Origin of the sequence: Pseudomonas helleri (assembly GCF_045830615.1) — a bacterium.
GTDB lineage: Bacteria > Pseudomonadota > Gammaproteobacteria > Pseudomonadales > Pseudomonadaceae > Aquipseudomonas > Aquipseudomonas helleri.
This window is the reverse complement of the sequence record NZ_CP174501.1, coordinates 3,633,668-3,651,156: the sequence shown is the minus strand read 5'-3', so window position 1 is coordinate 3,651,156 and position 17,489 is coordinate 3,633,668. Positions and strand designations below refer to the sequence as shown.

Annotated in this window: 19 protein-coding genes; 6 read left to right on the top strand and 13 right to left on the bottom strand. The window is 59.7% G+C overall.

Going from position 1 to position 17,489, the window contains the following annotated elements; translation table 11 throughout:
- Positions 1 to 20 precede the first annotated feature (20 nt).
- Positions 21 to 215, bottom strand: a complete 195-nt coding sequence (locus ACJJU9_RS16445) for a hypothetical protein (RefSeq protein ID WP_407729003.1) — start codon at positions 213 to 215, stop codon at positions 21 to 23.
- Positions 216 to 495: 280 nt separating this feature from the next.
- On the bottom strand, positions 496 to 1,446 hold the full coding sequence (gene speB, locus ACJJU9_RS16440; RefSeq protein ID WP_048371512.1) for an agmatinase: 951 nt from the start codon (positions 1,444 to 1,446) through the stop codon (positions 496 to 498).
- Positions 1,447 to 1,685: 239 nt separating this feature from the next.
- On the opposite strand from speB, the gene ACJJU9_RS16435 reads away from it, so the two are divergent.
- Positions 1,686 to 2,579 (top strand): LysR family transcriptional regulator, encoded by an 894-nt coding sequence (locus ACJJU9_RS16435; protein ID WP_048371511.1) that lies wholly within the window; start codon positions 1,686 to 1,688, stop codon positions 2,577 to 2,579.
- A gap of 16 nt (positions 2,580 to 2,595) precedes the next feature.
- Positions 2,596 to 3,201: a tRNA-uridine aminocarboxypropyltransferase gene (locus ACJJU9_RS16430; protein ID WP_407729002.1), complete on the top strand. Its 606-nt coding sequence runs from the start codon at positions 2,596 to 2,598 to the stop codon at positions 3,199 to 3,201.
- Between the two features lie 30 nt (positions 3,202 to 3,231).
- On the opposite strand, the gene ACJJU9_RS16425 is transcribed toward ACJJU9_RS16430, so the two are convergent.
- On the bottom strand, positions 3,232 to 3,630 hold the full coding sequence (locus ACJJU9_RS16425) for a YbaN family protein (protein ID WP_407729001.1): 399 nt from the start codon (positions 3,628 to 3,630) through the stop codon (positions 3,232 to 3,234).
- A 4-nt stretch (positions 3,631 to 3,634) separates the two neighbouring features.
- Positions 3,635 to 4,222, bottom strand: coding sequence for a YecA family protein (locus ACJJU9_RS16420; RefSeq protein ID WP_314918808.1), 588 nt, complete (start codon positions 4,220 to 4,222; stop codon positions 3,635 to 3,637).
- 273 nt (positions 4,223 to 4,495) lie between these two features.
- On the opposite strand from ACJJU9_RS16420, the gene recQ reads away from it, so the two are divergent.
- Complete coding sequence (gene recQ, locus ACJJU9_RS16415) at positions 4,496 to 6,625, top strand: DNA helicase RecQ (RefSeq protein WP_048371507.1); 2,130 nt, start codon at positions 4,496 to 4,498, stop codon at positions 6,623 to 6,625.
- 116 nt (positions 6,626 to 6,741) lie between these two features.
- Positions 6,742 to 7,176: a MarR family transcriptional regulator gene (locus ACJJU9_RS16410; RefSeq protein WP_048386112.1), complete on the top strand. Its 435-nt coding sequence runs from the start codon at positions 6,742 to 6,744 to the stop codon at positions 7,174 to 7,176.
- Positions 7,177 to 7,270: 94 nt separating this feature from the next.
- Here ACJJU9_RS16410 and ACJJU9_RS16405 read toward each other — a convergent pair whose 3' ends face one another.
- A complete protein-coding gene (locus tag ACJJU9_RS16405) occupies positions 7,271 to 9,454 on the bottom strand; it encodes a patatin-like phospholipase family protein (protein WP_407731004.1) in 2,184 nt (727 codons plus the stop codon).
- 70 nt (positions 9,455 to 9,524) lie between these two features.
- On the opposite strand from ACJJU9_RS16405, the gene ACJJU9_RS16400 reads away from it, so the two are divergent.
- The gene (locus ACJJU9_RS16400; RefSeq protein WP_048386108.1) at positions 9,525 to 9,812 is read left to right on the top strand and encodes a SelT/SelW/SelH family protein; all 288 of its coding nucleotides are present in this window, start codon (positions 9,525 to 9,527) and stop codon (positions 9,810 to 9,812) included.
- On the opposite strand, the gene ACJJU9_RS16395 is transcribed toward ACJJU9_RS16400, so the two are convergent.
- From ACJJU9_RS16395 to ACJJU9_RS16385, 3 genes are all read right to left on the bottom strand, one after another.
- Positions 9,806 to 10,699, bottom strand: a complete 894-nt coding sequence (locus tag ACJJU9_RS16395) for a DMT family transporter (RefSeq protein ID WP_123752009.1) — start codon at positions 10,697 to 10,699, stop codon at positions 9,806 to 9,808. The two genes, ACJJU9_RS16400 and ACJJU9_RS16395, sit on opposite strands and share 7 nt — an antisense overlap.
- Positions 10,700 to 10,776: 77 nt before the next feature.
- Complete coding sequence (locus ACJJU9_RS16390) at positions 10,777 to 11,532, bottom strand: AraC family transcriptional regulator (protein ID WP_048386104.1); 756 nt, start codon at positions 11,530 to 11,532, stop codon at positions 10,777 to 10,779.
- Between the two features lie 18 nt (positions 11,533 to 11,550).
- A complete protein-coding gene (locus ACJJU9_RS16385; protein WP_407729000.1) occupies positions 11,551 to 13,005 on the bottom strand; it encodes a TrkH family potassium uptake protein in 1,455 nt (484 codons plus the stop codon).
- A 118-nt stretch (positions 13,006 to 13,123) separates the two neighbouring features.
- On the opposite strand from ACJJU9_RS16385, the gene ACJJU9_RS16380 reads away from it, so the two are divergent.
- Entirely contained in the window at positions 13,124 to 13,684 is a 561-nt protein-coding gene (locus ACJJU9_RS16380) for an NAD(P)H nitroreductase (protein ID WP_407728999.1), read from the top strand.
- A gap of 154 nt (positions 13,685 to 13,838) precedes the next feature.
- Here the strand turns inward: ACJJU9_RS16380 and ACJJU9_RS16375 are convergent, their stop codons facing one another.
- The 5 genes from ACJJU9_RS16375 to ACJJU9_RS16355 all read right to left on the bottom strand — a co-directional run bounded on the left by ACJJU9_RS16375 (position 13,839) and on the right by ACJJU9_RS16355 (position 17,471).
- Complete coding sequence (locus tag ACJJU9_RS16375) at positions 13,839 to 15,170, bottom strand: HAMP domain-containing sensor histidine kinase (protein ID WP_323369772.1); 1,332 nt, start codon at positions 15,168 to 15,170, stop codon at positions 13,839 to 13,841.
- A 79-nt stretch (positions 15,171 to 15,249) separates the two neighbouring features.
- Positions 15,250 to 15,678 carry a Spy/CpxP family protein refolding chaperone gene (locus tag ACJJU9_RS16370; protein ID WP_048371489.1) on the bottom strand — a complete coding sequence of 143 codons (429 nt, stop codon included), beginning with the start codon at positions 15,676 to 15,678 and terminating at the stop codon, positions 15,250 to 15,252.
- Positions 15,679 to 15,826: 148 nt separating this feature from the next.
- On the bottom strand, positions 15,827 to 16,504 hold the full coding sequence (locus ACJJU9_RS16365; RefSeq protein WP_048371487.1) for a response regulator transcription factor: 678 nt from the start codon (positions 16,502 to 16,504) through the stop codon (positions 15,827 to 15,829).
- Between the two features lie 63 nt (positions 16,505 to 16,567).
- Entirely contained in the window at positions 16,568 to 16,867 is a 300-nt protein-coding gene (locus tag ACJJU9_RS16360) for a YciI family protein (RefSeq protein WP_048371486.1), read from the bottom strand.
- Position 16,868: 1 nt separating this feature from the next.
- Positions 16,869 to 17,471 carry a septation protein A gene (locus ACJJU9_RS16355; RefSeq protein ID WP_048371484.1) on the bottom strand — a complete coding sequence of 201 codons (603 nt, stop codon included), beginning with the start codon at positions 17,469 to 17,471 and terminating at the stop codon, positions 16,869 to 16,871.
- Positions 17,472 to 17,489: the final 18 nt, after the last annotated feature.

Here is a 17,489-nt window from a genome sequence, read left to right as displayed (position 1 = left end):
CGAGTCTCCGATTATTTTTTTTATGAGGCGATCAGGCGATGGGTGGCATCACCGGTGTTTCGGGTGTGGCGTTGGGTGTATTGCGTGGCGCGCGCGTTACCCAAAAACAGGCGAAATACATCCCTGAGTCCGGTTCGGCGTGCGTTGTTCGGAGCCGGGTCAACTCCTGGTGAATTAATGTGGCCCGCATTATTGGGGCTGTTTTTATTATTCATGATCATCTCCGATCACATTGGCTAAGGGGGCGGCAGCCTTTCCGACAAAGCGGACAAACATTCGTAACAGGCCAGCCAAAGGCCTTTTGTTCTTGTGTGCTGGCTCAGGTCTTGAAGACCGGAGTCGCGCGATCCTGGCTAAAGAATTGCTCCCCTTACATGCGCCGCTCGCTGGCCGCGTCATGCACAAAAACGGCCCGGTCAGCCGGCAGGCCGGCGAGGGCGCTGTTCGAGGTGCGCGATGGCACCTCGAACCCTTTATCCCGTCTGGAGGCGGGGTTTAGCGATGAGTGACTCCCGGCAAGACGCAGAGCATTTCGTACAGCAAGTTCGCGCCCAGCAGTGAGGTATTGCCGGTGGTGTCGTAAGGCGGCGAGACTTCTACCAGATCGCAACCGATCAGGTCGAGGCCTTGGCAGCCGCGAATAATCTCAATCGCCTGAATGGTGGTCAGACCGCCGATTTCCGGGGTGCCGGTGCCAGGCGCCCAGGCCGGGTCGATGCCGTCGATATCAAAGCTCAGGTACACCGGGCCATCGCCGACTTTTTCGCGGACTTCAGCCATCAACGGGGCCAGCGACTTGTGCCAGCACTCTTCGGCCTGCACCACACGGAACCCCTGTTTGCGGCTCCAGTTAAAGTCTTCAGCGGTATAGCCCTGGGCACGCAGGCCGATTTGCACGACACGGTCACAGTCCAGCAAGCCTTCTTCGGCGGCGCGGCGGAACGTGGTGCCGTGGGCAATCTTTTCGCCAAACATGTGATCGTTCACATCGGCGTGCGCATCGATATGCACCAAGCCAACCTTGCCGTGCTTTTTGTGAATGGCGCGCAGGATCGGCAGGGTAATGGTGTGGTCGCCACCCAGCGTCAGCGGGATCACGTTGTGCTCGAGGATGTCATCGTAGGCTTCTTCGATGATGCGCACGGCGTCCAGCAGGTTGAAGGTGTTGATTGCCACGTCGCCGATATCCGCGACCGACAGCGAGTCGAACGGGGCAGCGCCGGTGGCCATGTTGTAAGGGCGAATCATCACGGATTCGGCGCGGATTTCGCGAGGGCCGAAACGGGTGCCTGCGCGCAACGATGTACCGATGTCCAATGGCACGCCAACAAAGGCGGCATCCAGACCGGCGGCGGATTGCAGATGGGGCAGGCGCATCATGGTGGCAATGCCGGCGAAGCGCGGCATTTCATTGCCGCCCAGTGGTTGGTGAAGAATTTTATCCACGGGAAAGACCTCGTCGTTTGTTGTGGTTATGGCGGTCGATTCTGCGAAAGGCGGGCGGCGGGAAGAATCCCTACGGGCAAATACTTAGTTCAGATTTTTCTAAACTAATGCGCAGCCCCGAGTTAGACTCCAAGCCTAAAATATGCGCGCCACGGGTAGGAGCGAGCTTGTCTCGCGATCTTTTGATCGTGAAAAGATCGCGAGACAAGCTCGCTCCTACCGTGAAAAGTGAGTCATTCATGGCCAACGCTTTACCCGATCTAAAACTATTGCGAATCTTTGCCAGCGTGGTCCGGCACCAGGGTTTCGCCACGGCGCAGCAGGAGCTCAACCTGTCGACGTCGGCCATCAGCACCTACATGAGCCAACTGGAGGCCAATCTGGGGCTGGTGCTGTGCCATCGGGGGCGCGGCGGGTTCAGCCTTACCAGCAAGGGCGAGCTGTTTCATCAGGAAACCCTGCGTCTATTGGGCGAGCTGGAAGGCTTTGAACAGTACGCCGCCGCGCTCAAGGGTGAACTGCGCGGCACCTTGAATCTGGGGGTGATCGACTCCACGGTCAGCGACAAAGCCTTGCCCTTTGCCGAAGCCATTGGCGCCTACAGCCAGGAGCACCCGGCGGTGCACTTGCACCTGTCGGTCATGAGCCCTTACGAATTGCAGCTCGGAGTACAAGACAACCGGCTTGATCTGGCCATCGGTGCGTTTTCGTCGCGCATGAGCGGTCTGGTTTATCAGCCGCTGTACCGTGAACAGCATTGGCTGTATTGCAGCACGCGGCATCCCTTGTTCGCTGAGCGGCGAATCCCCGAGCCGGTGATTACTCAGCAACGCATGGTCGGGCGCGGCTACTGGAGCCAGGCCGAGCTGGCGCGGCACGGCTTTAAACACAGCGCGGCCACCGTCGACAGCATGGAGGCCCAACTGATTCTGGTGCTCTCCGGCGCCTACATTGGTTACTTGCCCGAACATTACGCCGAGCCGTGGGTCGAGAAGGGTGACTTGCGCGTGTTGCTGCCGGCGACCTTTGGTTATCAGGCGCCGTTTTCAATGATCGTGCGCCGTGGTCGTAGTCGTGAGCCGCTGATTCAAACGTTTCGCGACCTGCTCAAAGCGCAGCTAAATCAACCTTGAAGAGAGCGTTATCGCTATGTCCCGTGCCCAATGCCCTCGCTGCTTGCGCCCGCAAACGCACTGCCTGTGCGACTTGATCCCACAACTGGACAGCCACACCCGCGTCTTGCTGTTACAGCACCCCAGTGAAGTCAATCATGCGCTGAACACTGCACGGCTGGCGGCCTTGGGGCTGACCAACGCTGAGCTGCGAGTGGGCGAAGTGTTTGAGGATTTGCACACGCTGCTCAACCCGCCGGGGTATCAGACGCGGTTGTTGTTTCCGGGGGAGGGTGCGCAACCGCTACAGGCAGATACTGCGGCAACTGAAAAACTGCTGTTGGTGGTGCCCGATGGCACATGGCGCAAGGCGCGCAAACTGCTGCACCTCAACCCGTTGCTGGCACAGTTGCCACGGATGACCTTGCCCGAGGGCGCGGTGTCCCGTTACCGGCTGCGCAAGGCGCCGGGGCCTGGGGCTTTGTCGACCGTGGAAGCCATCGTCCAGGCTCTGGATATCCTCGAAGCCCCGGCGTCCTATGCACCGCTGCTGCGCCCGTTTGAAGCGCTGATTGAAGGGCAAATCGAAGCCATGGGCGCCGACACCTACCAGCGCAACCACGTCACAAAACCCCCGCTGTAGGAGCGAGCTCGCCTCGCGATCTTTTGATCTTCAGGGTTTTTCCAAGGTTTTCTGGCGCAGGATATAAAGGCTCACCAGCACCGCGCTGAGCAGCATAAACCCTCGCGCCCAAGGCAATGGCACCAGGTAGCAGGACACACCAATGCTCAGCCACATCAAACCAATGGCGTAGACCTTGGCCTTGAGCGGAATGCCGTTACCGTCGAGGTAGTCGCGGATCCAGGGCCCCAGTCGAGGGTGTTCGACCAGCCACTGGTAAAACCGTGGGGAACTGCGCGCAAAGCAGGCGGCAGCCAAGAGCAGAAAGGGGGTGGTGGGCAGTACCGGCAGGAAGATCCCCAGAACCCCCAGCGCTACGCTCAGCCAGCCAATGGCAAACAGAGCGTAACGCAGCAGCCGCGACCGGCTGCTGAACGAGGGGCCGGGCATTGAATCAGTGGTGACGCGGCTTGAGGATGGCCGGTTTTTCGTCAGGGGCATTGCACAGCAGGAACAGGGCGGTCAGGGCTTCCGGAATCTGCACGATCATGTCGTCCATCAGGTTGGCGTCCTGAGCGATATCGGCGAATTCAGGCTGGTCGTCGAACAGGCCCGAACCAACCATGATCGGCAGCAGCATTTCGCTGACTTCTTCTTCGGCGCTTTCGAACCAGGCCTCTTCGCGCAAGAACACGCCTTCCATAAAACCGATGCACCAGCCGCGCAGATCGGAATCATCCGGCTCGTCGCCCAGGTCCAGATCACACGGCAGCTCGAACTCTTCGTCCGATGCCAACTGGCGAGCGATGTGGTCCTTGAGCTTAATCAGGGAGCCTTCGATCTCTTCGCGCTCGGCGTCGTCTTTGTAGTTCGGGGTTTCAGCGAAAATGGCGTCGATCCATTCACGCTCAGGTACTTCTTCAGCGCAGATGGACAGGGCAGTCAGGTAGCCGTGAGTGGCTACGTAGTCCAGCGCCTCGTCATGCAGCTCGTCAGCGTCGAGGAAGGCTTGCAGGCGGGTTAGTTGCTCAGCGAAGGACATTAAGGGACTACCTAGAAAATAAACAATACCGAATTCTAGGCTTTCTTGAGCGCCCAAGCCAGTCGTTGAGCGCATTTGCCATCACTTCCCGGTGATCGGTACTGCAATCACAGCGCCCTGTAGGGTGGAGTGCTCGGGTATACTGCCGCGTTTTGTGATGCCCTGCGGTCAAGACAGCGGCTCCAGCGCTTTGCGCCCAAGGGTTTAAACACCGCTTGAGGCCGCGCCGGGTCCCGCTGACGCAGGGGTGTTTCGGCGATTTCTGGAGTTTCTATGCTCGAACAGGCTCAACGCGTACTCAAAGACATCTTCGGCTACGACAGTTTCCGTGGCCGTCAGGGTGACATTATTGAGCGCGTGGCCAGTGGTGGCGACGCTTTGGTGCTGATGCCCACCGGCGGTGGCAAGTCCTTGTGCTTCCAGGTCCCGGCGCTGTTGCGTGACGGCCTGGCGGTGGTGGTCTCGCCGTTGATCGCCTTGATGGACGATCAGGTCGCCACGCTCGAAGAACTGGGCGTCGCCGCCGCCTCCCTGAACTCGACATTGAGCGCCGATCAACAGCGCGACCTGGCCAACCGGATCCGCCGTGGCGAAGTCAAAATGCTCTACCTGGCGCCAGAGCGTCTGGTGCAGCCGCGCATGATGGCCTTTCTGCAGAGCCTGGACATCGCCCTGTTTGCCATCGACGAAGCGCACTGTGTGTCGCAGTGGGGGCATGACTTCCGCCCGGAGTACCTGCAACTGGGCCAACTGGCCGAGATGTTCCCCCATGTACCGCGCATCGCCCTGACCGCCACCGCCGACAAACGCACCCGCGAAGAAATCGTCACCCGCCTGCATTTGCAGAACGCGGAGCGTTTTTTGTCGAGCTTCGACCGGCCCAACATTTTTTACCGCATCGTGCCCAAAGAGCAGCCGCGCAAACAATTGCTGGCGTTCCTCTCGGAGCGGCGCAGTGATGCGGGCATCGTCTATTGCCTGTCGCGTAAAAAGGTCGACGAAGTGGCGCAGTTTTTGTGCGACCAGGGCTTCCCGGCCTTGCCGTACCACGCCGGCCTGCCCAACGAAACCCGTGCCGCCAACCAAAAGCGCTTCCTCAACGAAGAAGGGCTGATCATGGTCGCGACCATTGCCTTTGGCATGGGCATCGACAAGTCCAACGTGCGCTTTGTGGCGCACCTGGACCTGCCCAAATCCCTTGAGGCGTACTACCAGGAAACCGGCCGTGCTGGCCGTGATGGCTTGCCGGCAGATGCCTGGATGGCTTACGGCCTGCAAGACGTGGTGATGCTCAAGCAGATGCTGCAAAACTCCGAAGGCGACGAGCGCCACAAGCGTCTGGAGCATCACAAGCTCGACGCGATGCTGGCTCTGTGCGAAGAAACCCGCTGCCGTCGTCAGACCTTGCTTGCGTACTTTGATGAAGACATGCCCCAGCCATGTGGGCATTGCGATAACTGTGTCGACGGCGTGCAAACCTGGGACGCCACAGAACCGGCGCGTCAGGCGTTGTCAGCGATTTATCGTACTGGCCAGCGTTATGGCACCGGTCACCTGATTGACGTGTTGCTGGGCCGCGAAAACGAAAAAACCCGCAGCATGGGCCATCAACACCTGTCGGTCTTCGGCGTAGGCAAAGCCCGATCCGAGGGCGATTGGCGCACCTTGTTCCGCCAACTGGTTGCCCGTGGTCTGGCCGACATTGATATCGAAGGCTACGGCGGTTTGCGTTTGAGCGACACGTGCCGACCATTGTTGCGCGGCGAAGTGACGCTAGAGCTGCGTCGCGAGCTCAAGCCGCAAACCACGGTCAAAAGCAGTTCTGCCAGCCCGGCCAGCCAACTGGTGCGTGGCGACGAGCGCGAGCAGTGGGAGGCCCTACGTGCCTTGCGCCGCAAGCTGGCCGAAGAGCATGGCGTACCGCCTTACGTCATCTTCCCCGACTCAACGCTGCTCGAAATGCTGCGCAGCCAGCCGACGTCGCTGGCCGACATGGCCAAGGTCGGCGGTATTGGTGCGCGCAAACTGGAGCGCTACGGCGAGGCGTTCCTCGAAGTGTTGGGCGGGCAGGCCGAGGCGCCGAAAGTGGTCGCGGACATCCGCCACGAACTGATCAGCTTGGCACGCGCGGGCATGACCCCGCTGCAGATTTCCGGGCAATTGCAGTGCTCTGAAAAGAACGTCTACACGCTGCTGGCCGAAGCCATTGGGCGTCAGGAACTGTCGCTGGAGCAAGCCCTGGACTTACCCGAAGAGCTGATGGAAGAAGTGCAGGACGCGTTTCTGGACGGTGAGGGTGAGTTGCCAAGCGTGGCCAGTATCGCTGAACAGTTCAAAGGTCGAGTGCCGGAAGGCGTCCTGTATTGCGTGCGCGCCGCCCTGCAATCCGAGTTCGAAATGTAACGGTTATTGGCATGTAACGAATTGATTGACATACAGGTCTTGCCTATGTGCAAGCTCCATGCTTAGCTGACTAACAATTGGTTTCACTCTTTTTCAGTCTAAACATTGAGTTTTTTATGCCGTTAACCGATCAACACCGTTTTGGTATGCAGTTGGCCCAAATGTCTCGTGGCTGGCGTGCGGAGCTGGATCGACGCCTGGCCGGTCTCGGCCTGTCGCAAGCCCGCTGGCTGGTGCTGCTGCATCTGGCACGATTCGACTGCAAGCCTACCCAGCGGGAATTGGCGCAAAGTGTCGGGGTTGAAGGTCCGACCCTTGCGCGTTTGCTCGACAGCCTTGAAGCCCAAGGTCTGGTCAAACGTCAGGCGGTGCTGGAAGACCGCCGCGCCAAGAAAATCGAATTGAGTGAGTCAGCCTTGCCCTTGATCGCCCAGATCGAGGCCATCGCCACCGCATTGCGTCAGGAATTGTTTGTCGGCATAGACGAAGAAGATCAGCGCATCTGCATGCGCGTACACAAGCGCATCCTCGAAAACCTCGAAAAGAACTGACTTCCCTCCCTCTACCTGTAGGAGCGAGCTTGCCTCGCGATCTTTTAAACGATCAAAAGATCGCGAGGCAAGCTCGCTCCTACAAGGGCACAGCTTAGAACGTCTGCCCCAGGTTCAAATACAACGCCTTTTGATTGTCATCGTTAATCCCGTAGCTGAAATTCAGCGGGCCCAGCGGTGTATCAAAGCCAATAAAAATGCTCGCGGCATTGATGTAGCCACTGTCGAACTCGTTGTCGTTGTTCCAGGCGCGGCCGCGTTCCAGTGACGCACCGGCATACAGCGGGAAATCAAGCGGCAGGTACGAGCGCGGCGTCAGGCGGCGATAGTAAACAGCCCGCATCAAGCTGATGTTCTGCCCCGAAATCGCATCCTCACGGAACCCGGACAACTGCCGCGCACCGCCGAGCAAAAAGCTTGAGGTCACGACGTTGGCCTGGTCCAGCGTACGCCCGTAACGCCCGCCTAGAATCCAGGTGTTCGGCCCCGAACTCAGGGCCTTGTCGAGGTTGAATTCCCATTGGCGATAACGCTCGTCCGAGCCCAGCGCCGGATCGAACTGGCGGAAGTTCAAGCTGATGTCTTCGCCGGTGTGCGGGAAATAAACGTTATCCAGCGAGTCGAACGAGTACTTCACGTCATAAAAGCCTTCGGTGAAGCTGGTGCTCGGCAAGTCACGCTCGCCGATTCGTACATCGGCCTTACCCCATGCCTCTCCGACGCCCACACGGATCTCACCGCTGTTGCCGATCTGGCGGCCCAGGTTCAAGCCAAATCCATAGCGCTCAAGACGGTATTCAGCAATCGGGTCGTTATCCAGAATGGCCTCGACGTTCTGCGATTGAGCGTTGATATACGGCGCCACAAAGAACCGCGAGCCCGCATCCAGCGGTTGATAGAACTCGCTGTACAGCTCTTGTTTATCGCCAATTTGCACCCGCGTCAGCCACTCGGCGCCCAGGCGGTTAATGCCATTGACCCGGTAGCTGGCGCCAAGGTTGAAGGCGCTGTCACCGTGCATGTCGTCAGAGAGGTTGATGCCCAGACGCAGGTAATCGGTGCCGCTGCGCTTGGCCCGGGCGCTGATCACCAGGGTGCGCTCTTGACCTTTGTGCACCACGCGGTACTGCACCTGATCAAAGTAATCCAGGCCGTACAGTGTGCCCATGTCCCGTTGCAAACGTGCGAGATCCAAGGGCTCACCGACCGGTTGGCGGATGTAATAGCGGATCACTGAGTCGTCGATTTTCGAGTCGTTCTCGATTTTGATCGCAGTAATCACCGGGGTCCGTTCTTCGGCAGAGCGGGCGATGCTCAGTTGCGCGTCGGCGGGTTGGCGCAGGCTGGCCAGACGGTTTTCGAGAATCTGCGTCGCGCGATAGCCGGCATTGATGATCTCTTCTGAGCGGCCAAAGTCCGTCGCGCCGATGCTCGCGAGCGACGGTTTGATCAGTACGTCGTCCGGTTTTAGCGTGGCCAGTTGAACCTCAGAGTTACTGCGGGTCATCAGGGTGATGGACTGGTTAAGAATGTCGAAGACCGTGTTGAGCTCCTTGCGCCCCCGCAGTGGCGTACCGATATCGACCACAATCACCAGGTCGACGCCCATCTCGCGGGCCACGTCCACCGGGATGTTGTCGACCATGCCGCCATCGACCAGCAACTGGCCGTTGATTTCCACGGGCGCAAACACCGCCGGGATCGACATGCTGGCGCGAATCACCTGGGGCAGGTGGCCTTTGCGGAACACCACTTTCTCGCCACTGACGATGTCGGTGGCCACGGCGCGGAACGGGATGGGCAGTTTGTCGAAGTCGCGCACGTCACTGCTGTGCGCCAGCAGGCTTTCCAGCAGCAATGCCAGGTTTTGCCCCTGAATGACGCCCAATGGCAGGCCCAGGCTACCATCGTCACGGAAGCTGAGTTTTTGTCTGACCAGAAAGTCCCGGTCATCCTGCTTGCGCCGGAACGGGACATCCTCGCGGGCGGGGCTGTCTGACAGCGCTTCTTGCCAGTCGATGCTCAGGGCGAGCTTTTCCAGCTCATCAATCTTGTAGCCCGAGGCATACAGCCCGCCAATCACCGCGCCCATGCTGGTGCCCGCGATGGCATCAATATGAATGCCTTGCTCTTCCAGCGCTTTGAGTACACCGACGTGGGCCAGGCCACGGGCGGCACCCCCGGACAGCACCAAACCGATTTTGGGCTGGGGCTTTTCAGCTGCCAACAGAGGCAGCGGGCTTAAACACAGAAGCAGGAAAATCAGCAGACGGCGCATCATGAATCTCTGGGCGAGCGACAAAGGCGTCTATTATAGCGGCGCCTTTACCCCCAGGAGTTTTAGAAACATGTCTGCCAGCAAGCCGCAAATTGTCATCACTTATTGCACGCAATGTCAGTGGTTGCTCCGGGCGGCCTGGTTGGCGCAAGAGCTGCTCAGTACATTTGCTGACGATTTGCGCCAAGTGGCGCTGGAACCGGGTACCGGCGGCGTGTTCCGCATTACCTGTGACGGCGTGCAGATCTGGGAGCGCAAGGCCGACGGCGGCTTCCCCGAAGCCAAGGTGCTCAAGCAGCGGGTCCGCGATCAGATCGACCCGCAGCGTGATTTGGGGCACAACGACCGGGTTCAGTGAGCGGCTGAATCGAGCACGGCTTGTTTCGGCGTCGGGCCACTGCTGAGGCGGCTCGACACCACAATCGCGACGATGATCAACACCCCGCCAACCAGCATGCGCAGCGTCGGGGTTTCGTGGAATATCAGCCACGCCAGGGTGATGCCGTACACCGGCTCGAGGGCAAAGACCACGGCCGCCGTGCGCGCTTTGATCACCGCCAGGCTGGCGACAAACAGGCTATGGGCCACGCCTGTGCAGAACACCCCGAGCAAGGCGATCCACAGCCAGTCCAGCGGTCGAACTTCGCTCAGACCCGGTGCCGCAAAAGGCAGCAGGCACAAGGCGACCACTGCGTTTTGCCACATCGCTGCCTGCACCGCGGGCACGCGTCCGCTGTTGGCCCGGTTATTCAGCGACAGCAGCGAAAACAGCAGGCCCGAGGCAATGGCCCAGATCAACCCTTCGGTGGCCTGGCTGGCCAGATCGAAGCTGGGCGTCACCAGAATCAGGCCGATACTGACCAGCAACACCAGAATCACTTCATTGAGGCGGATGCGCTCGCGGAAAATCAGCCCTTCGAGGATCACGGTAAATGCCGGGAAGCTGGCAAAGCCCAAGGTCGCAATCGCCACCCCGGCAATTTTGACCGAAACAAAAAAACTCACCCAATGCCCGGCCAGCAGCAAGCCGCTGATCAGCAGGTTACGCGCATCGCGCAGTGCCAGTTTTTTCCAGCGGGTGCTTTTGGCCAGTGCAGCAAAGAAGGCCAGCGCCAGCACCGCGAAACCGGCCCGGCCGAACACAATAATGGAAGCTGACGCGGCGGCGAGTTTGCCGAACACGCCGGTCAGGCCGAACATCAGTGCGCCAATATGCAGGGCGCCCAAGGCGGTACGCGGAGTCATTGCAGTCCTTAAGTCGATACAGGCAAGGCAGGCAGTCTAGGCTGTGGGCTTGAGCGGTGTCTGTCGCCAGACTCGCGTCAGTTGTCGCCAGACTCGCGGCGCAGCCTCGAAGGTGACGCGCCAAATTCTCGCAGCATGGCCGCGCTAAAGGCGCTTTGCGAGGCGTAGCCGACCCGGCTGGCCACCTCGCCCATGGGCAGGGCGCTGTGGCGCAAAAGCTGCAATGCCGTGTTCAGGCGGTGCTGGCGAATGTAGTCCATGGGCGTCAGCCCGCATTCACTGACGAAGCGGCTGTGCAAACGCGCGCAGGACAAACCTGCGACTCGCGCCAGATCCATGACCTGAAGCGGGTAAGCGAGGTTTTGCTCAATGTAGGCATCCAGTGCGGCGAAAGGCAGACGGTTTGCAGTTACCGGTTCGACAGCGTTGTTCAGGCTCGCCAGCAACAGGATCGCGCCTTGCCGGGCGATCAAGGGGTCGTTCACCGGGCTGGCGGCCAGCCAGCTCACCAGTTGGTGTTGATTGGCGTCGAGGCTCAAGTGCCCGGCGTTGTCGAGCAAGCGGCGGCTGGCGTCGGCATGACTGCCCAGCGACTCGCCGAGCCAGTCCTGGCCCGGTACATCGAGCACCAAGCATTGGCTGCCTTGTTCGCTGCCGCAAATATGATGGGCCCCGGCCGGGATCACCATCAGGTGCTGCTGGCGCAACAGGCTGGCCCGGCCGTCGACTTCAAAGTCGAGCAGGCCGGACAAACTGATCACCAGTTGCGCATGCTCATGGCTGTGCGCGATCACGTCCTGGCGGTAATGACGCAGTGACAGGATTTGGCCCATGCTGAACCTCTGATTGAATCAATGCCGCCAGAACGCCGGGACACACAATACAAACACGGTAATGATCTCCAGACGCCCAAGCAACATGCCAAACGACAGAATCCATTTGGCGGCATCCGGCAAGCTGGAGAAATTGCCCGACGGGCCGATGATTTCACCCAGCCCCGGCCCCACGCCAGACACCGTACTGGCGGCACCGGTGAGGGCGGTCATCCAGTCCAGGCCAAGCAGTGACAACGCCAGTGCAATCACGCAGATGGTGGTGGCGAAGAAGAAAGAAAAGGTCAAAATCGAGCGCACGATTTCTTCGTCGAGGCGGTGCCCGTTGTACTTTTGCTTGATCACCGCACGGGGGTGAATCAGCTGGTTAAGGTTGGCCTTGAGCAGAATATAGGCAACCTGAAAGCGGAAAATCTTGATTCCGCCCGCCGTCGAGCCCGAGCAACCCCCGATAAAACCCAGGTAGAAAAACAGCATCAGCGAGAAGTTGCCCCACAAGCTGTAGTCGCCCAGGGCAAAGCCGGTGGTGGTCACCACCGACGTAACGTTTAGCGCCACATGACGAAAGGCATCCCACCACGACATGTCGGTGGTCCACCACATCCAGGTGCCCATGACGAACCAGGTCACCACCAGCAGCCCGAGCAACCCTTGAACCTGTTGATCCTTGAACAATGCCCGACGATGGCCGCGCAATGTTGCCACATACAAGGTAAAGGGCAGGCTGCCGAGAATCATCACCACAATGGCCACCCAGTGCACCGCCGGTTGCGTCCACTTGGCCAGAGACTGGTCCGAGGTTGAAAACCCGCCAGTGGAAATCGCCGACATGGCATGGTTGATCGCGTCAAACACACTCATGCCCGCCCACCAGAACGCCAGGCTGCCGAGAATGGTGATGCCGACATAAGTGGCGACAATAAGGCGCGCCACCATGTGTGAGCGAGGCATGACTTTTTCTGAGCGGTCAGACGATTCGGTCTGGAACAGGCGCATACCACCGATGCGCAGCAACGGCAGAATGGCCACCGCCATCCCGATAAAGCCGATGCCGCCGAGCCAGTGCAGCATCGATCGCCACATCAAAATACCCGGCGTCATGGTGTCCAGCCCGCTCAGCACCGTGGAGCCGGTGGCGGTAATCCCGGACATGCTTTCGAAAAATGAGTCGGTGTAACTGATGTGCTGCGTCAGCAAAAACGGCAGCGCAGCAAAAATGCACACCACCAGCCAACTCGAGACCGTGAGCAGATACATGTCCCGCGGGCGCAGGTGCACTTGCTCCGGGCGGCCGGGCAGCACCAGTGCCAGACCGGCGACGAAGGTGATCAGGCTGGCCCACAGAAAGGACGGCAGATCACTCAAGCGGTCAAAAATGACCAGCGTCAGCATCGGCACAGACATGCTGACCGCGAGCGTAATCAGGAAGATGCCGATTACAAAACCGATAATGCGTAAAGTCGGCAGTGCCATGAAATCAGCTCGGGATTGAAGGGGGGCGCCATTCTACCTGTGGTCTGAGCGATGTAAACCGCCAGACTTTCGATGGATACCGTTAGAATAGCCGCACATTTTCTTCAGGAGGTGGCCAATGGAGGCTCTCGACGCTTTGCTTAACCGTGTATCTGCCCCGCGCTTGCTGGACCCTGCGCCGACGGCCGAGCAACGTGAAGTCTTGTTCGCGGCCGCCTTGCGCGCTCCGGATCACGGCCAACTGCGGCCTTACCGTTTTTTGACGGTTGAAGGTGAAGCGCGCAATCAACTGGGTGAAATTCTGGCCCAAGCGGTGCAAGGGCAGGGCGGCGAAGTGACCCAGGCGGCACTGGACAAGGCGCGGGCCATGCCATTGCGGGCGCCGTTGGTGGTGGTGGTCGTGGCACGTTTGCAGGAGCACTTCAAAGTGCCGAAGTCCGAGCAGTTGATTACCGCCGGTTGCGCTGCCCACGCCATTGAACTGGCCGCATTTGCCCAAGGCATTGGCGCGGTGTGGCGTACTGGCGAGCTGTCCTACAACGCACACGTGGCCAAGGGCCTGGGGCTGGAAGACGGCGAAGAAGTGGTTGCGTTCCTGTACCTGGGTACCCCGCAGAACGAACTGCGTGATGCGCCAAAAGTGAACAGCGCCGAATTCGTCAAAGCCTGGACAGCCTAAGCGTTTACGATACCGCCCCGTCTTCGATGCCGCGCTGTCGCGCAGCAAACAGGCTACCGAATATCTTCAGCATCCCCCAATCGGTTCCCTCTCCTTCGGGAGAGGCGTGGTGAGGGGGGTCTTATGATCTTTAAACGATTGCGAATCAAGCTCGCTAAGTGGCATTAGGCTCCAACGGCAACTCCAGCGTGGCAACAAACCCGCCTTGCGGGTGATTGTCCAGCAACAACCTGCCGCCATGGCGCTCTGCTGCACGGCGGGCAATCGCCAGGCCCAGCCCATGGCCTGCCGCCGTTTGGCCCGGTGCCCGGAAGAACGGCTCGCCCAGATGCGCCAAATACTCTTTAGCCACCCCCGGGCCGTGATCGCGCACGCTGATGGCGATGTGGTCGCCCGAGCGTTGTGCGGTCAATTCAATCGGTTGATCTGGCGGGTTGAAGCGCTGAGCGTTGCGCAGCAGATTATCCACGGCGCGTTCGATCATGGTCGGCCAACCGCTGATGCTCAGGTCAGGCTCGGCATTGAGCTGCACCCGTTGCTCGGGGGCGGCCAGTGAGGCGTCTTTCTGGACCGTGGCGAGCAAGGGGTTCAGCTCAATGGGCTCGGCGCTGGCTTGATCGGCATCAACCCTGGCCAGTGCGAGAATTTCACTGATCAATGATTCCAGGCGGTCACACTCGCGGGTCAGGCGTGGCCAGAGCTTTTCGCGTTCTTCTGGCCCGGCCCGTTCGGCCAACGCCAACGCGATGCGCAAACGTGCCAGCGGTGAGCGCAGTTCATGGGATACATCGCGCAGCAGTTGGCGCTGGCTGCCGATCAAGCTTTGCAGGCGGGCGCCCATGCGGTTGAAGTCAGTGGCCAGCACGCCAAACTCATCACGGCGTGATGCGAGTTGCGCCAGACTGTTTTGCTGATAGGTGGTTTGCCCCAAATCGTGCACGGCCCCGCGCAGGCGGCTCAGCGGGCGGGTGATCGACAGCGTGACTAGCAAACTGAACAAGGTCAGCACCACCAGCGCAATCCCCAGCGCGCTCAGCGGCCAGATCAGGCTTTGGCGATGCCAGGCGTCCAGCTCCGGGTGCGGAATGCGGTAAATCAGCAAGTAGGTTTCGGCGGTCTTGGGGCTGGTGTACTCGACGGTCAGGCGGCGCCACGGCAGTTGCTCCTTGCCGCGCCCCTGGCGGGCTTCCCAAACCGCAGCGCGGCGTGGAAAGGTGCCTTCCACCACCGGGTCGCCGCTTTCGTTTAGCACCTGGACGTCAATGTGATAACGACGCTTGCGCCGTTCGAGGAAATCCTGGGCGGCGTCCGGGCCTTGGGTTTCAAAACGTTCGGTCCACTGTTGCGCCAGATTATGCAGGCCGGGGTGGCGACTGAGGATCCAGGCGTCCTGATTGAGCATATGCCCCAACAGAATCGAGAGCCCTGCGACCAAGGCTATCGCCAGCCAAAAACTGGCCAGAATCCGCCAAAACAGTGAACGCACAGTAATTCCTCACAGGTAAATGATTGAAACGACCAAAGCCCAACGACCGGGGGGCCGTTGGGCTTGGTAACAGACTAGATTATTGCGCTTTTGGAGCCTGCTGAGCTTTCCACTCCTTGAACTGTTTCCATTCTGCTTGGCGTTCAGCGCGTTTTTTTTGCATCTCATCGAACGTTTTTTGCTGATCAGGCTTGAGCAGCGCACGAATATCGCTCTGGGTTTTCTGATGCTTGGCAGCGATTTCGTCTTTCAGTGCCTTTTGATCAGCAGCCGGGAGTTTTTCCAGGTACTTCTCAACCAGTTGTTTACGTTCGTGCATTTGCTCGCCCATCAACTTGCCGATCTGCTGGCGCTGTTCGCGGCTCAGGTCCAGTTGGCTGTAAGGGGCATCGCCGCGACCGTGCTCACCGCCGTGACGTGGACCCATTGGGCCGTCACCACCAGGCATGGCCATTGCGACGGTTGGCAGGGCTGCAGCAAACATCAGAGCAATTAGAGTCTTACGCATGGTGTGTCTCCTTAGTACGGTTCCGGTGAATCCGGATGCGCCCAGTTTAGGGAGATCAAGGTCAATGGCTGTCAGTCGAGCGTAAAGCTTAGGTAAAGACGTTTTGGGGTGAGGTTTACATAACGCCAAGCCCTGCGATTACAGGTTCTTATGCGCTATAAAAATAGCCGCGGCTGCGCAGGGCCATGATGCGTGGGCGGCCATCGGGGTGGGGGCCGATCTTTTTACGCAGGTTGCTCACGTGCATGTCGAGGCTGCGGTCGTACAAGGTTAGCTTGCGGCCCAAGGCAATTTGCGCCAGTTCCTGTTTGTCCAGCGGCTCGCCGGGCTGGCGCAGCAACGCCTCAAGCAGGCGGCTTTCAGATACGGTCAGGGGAATGTCATGTTCGTCGATGGTGACCACGCCCCGCGCCGGGCTGAAACACAAATCGCCCAGCTCCAGTTGGGTGGACACGGCGGCCGGGTGGCTGCGGCGCAAGACAGCGCGCAAGCGGGCGGTCAGTTCGCGAGGGTCACAGGGTTTGGCCAGGTAATCATCGGCGCCCAGTTCAAGGCCGAGAATACGGTCCAGCGGTTCGCCACGGGCCGACAGCATCAGCACGGGCAGGTCAGGGTGGTCGTTGCGCAGTTGCTTGAGCAGCTCCAGACCACTGCCGTCGGGCAGCATCACGTCCAGCACCACCGCATCGGGGCTGGCCTCGAGCAACGCCTTGCGGGCGCTCAGGCCGTCGTGGCAAGCGCGTACCTGGAAGCCTTCCTGGCTTAACCAACTGCTCAGAAGCTCACACAGCTCCTGGTCATCATCTATCAGTAACAGGTCGCTCATGTCTTACTCGATTTAGCCAGTGCCGACGCTTTGCGCGTCGGCGACCGGCAAAAAATACCGCGATTAGGGCAGGACTTTCTTGAACGGCTTGACGATTACATTGGCGTATACGCCAGCAGCCACGTAAGGGTCCGCGTCAGCCCAGGCCTGGGCCGCTACCAGGGAGTCGAACTCGGCGACCACCAGGCTGCCAGTGAAACCGGCCGGGCCTGGGTCATTGCTGTCGATGGCCGGGTGCGGGCCAGCCAGTACGACACGGCCTTCCTTTTGCAGTGCTTGCAGGCGCTCAAGGTGCGCGGGGCGCGCGGCCAGGCGTTTTTCAAGGGAGTCGGCAACGTCGGTGGAAATGATTGCGTAGAGCATGTCAGTCCTCGGATTTGGTATTGGTCGGTGCAGAATCGGTGTCATGCAGGTGGCGCGACAGATAAATACCCTGAGCAACCAGGAACAGCACGGTCATGCCCAGGCTGCCGAAGACTTTGAAGTCGACCCAAATGCTCTGATAAGTGAAGGCCACAAACAGGTTGGCCGCACCGCAGAACAGGAAGAAGCCGATCCAGGCCAGGTTCAGGCGCGTCCAGACGGCATCCGGCAGGGTCAGCGCGTGGCCCATGATGCGTTTGATCAGCGGCTTGTCGCCGATGAAATGGCTACCGGCAAATGCCACGGCAAACAGCCAGTTCACCACCGGCGCCTTCCATTTAAGGAAGGTTTCGCTGTGGAAGGCCAAGGTCAGGCTGCCAAATACCAGGCAGGCGATCAGGGTCAGCCACTGGCTCTTTTCGAGCTTGCGCTGCTTGATAAACAGAATGCCGTAAACCACCACCGAGCTGAGGATCAACATCGCTGTCGCGCTGAAGATGCCCCCGACCGTCAGGCTATGCCCGGCGAAATCGACGACGCGTGGTTCGATTTTGTAGACAACGAAAAACAGTAACAGCGGGATGAAGTCGATGAATTGTTTCACAGTGGCAGCCAGAAGCAG